1 protein-coding gene is annotated in these 759 nt (G+C 66.8%); it reads left to right on the top strand.

The window, feature by feature from the left end; genetic code table 11:
- On the top strand, positions 1-759 hold a 759-nt coding region (locus JKG68_RS32735; RefSeq protein ID WP_281399289.1), incomplete at both ends, for a calcium-binding protein.

The following is a 759-nucleotide window of genomic DNA, read 5'->3' as shown; positions in this document are numbered from 1 at the left end:
GATGGGCCCATTGGCGAGAGCCTCGACTTTTCCACTGTGACACTGACGGGGATCAGCCGCATCGATGGTGGAGCCGGCCACGACACCCTCACTGGCAGTGCGGGCGCTGACACGATCGTGGGCGGCAGCGGCAACGACGTGGTGAGCGGCGGCGACGGCTCGGACCGGCTCACCGGCGGGATCGGCCATGATGTGGTGTCGGGCGGGCTCGGCACTGACGTGATGAACGGCGATGACGGCAACGACACGCTCTCAGGCAATGCCGGCAACGACATCATCGCGGCGGATGCGGGGGATGATGTGATCACCTTCATGGGCAGCGCCGACGGCTTTGACACGGTGAATGGCGGGGCCGGGTTTGACACGATCCAGGCCACGGCAGACAACACCATCATCGGCCTGCGCTCGTTGTCGGGTGTGGAGGCGATCAGCGCAAACGGCTTTGCCGGGGTGCAAATCCGAGGCTCGGACGTCGGTCCTGTGGGCGAGAGCCTCGACTTCACCAATGTGGCACTGACCGGCATCACGGGCATCCATGGCGGCGGCGGGCACGACACCCTCACCGGCAGTGCCGGGGCCGACACCCTCACCGGCGGCACCGGCAACGATGTGCTCAACGGCGGAGCCGGTGACGACCGGCTGAGCGGGGATGGCGGCAGTGATGTGTTCGTATTCGCCCTAGGGACCGGTCGGGACACGATCACGGACTTTGCGGACGGGCAAGACCGGATTGAGCTGCGTGGCGTGACCCTCGGGAGC

Origin of the sequence: Microvirga aerilata, assembly GCF_016743775.1 — a bacterium.
GTDB lineage: Bacteria > Pseudomonadota > Alphaproteobacteria > Rhizobiales > Beijerinckiaceae > Microvirga > Microvirga aerilata.
The sequence above is the reverse complement of the archived record's forward strand: the minus strand, read 5'-3'. Positions and strand labels throughout refer to the sequence as shown.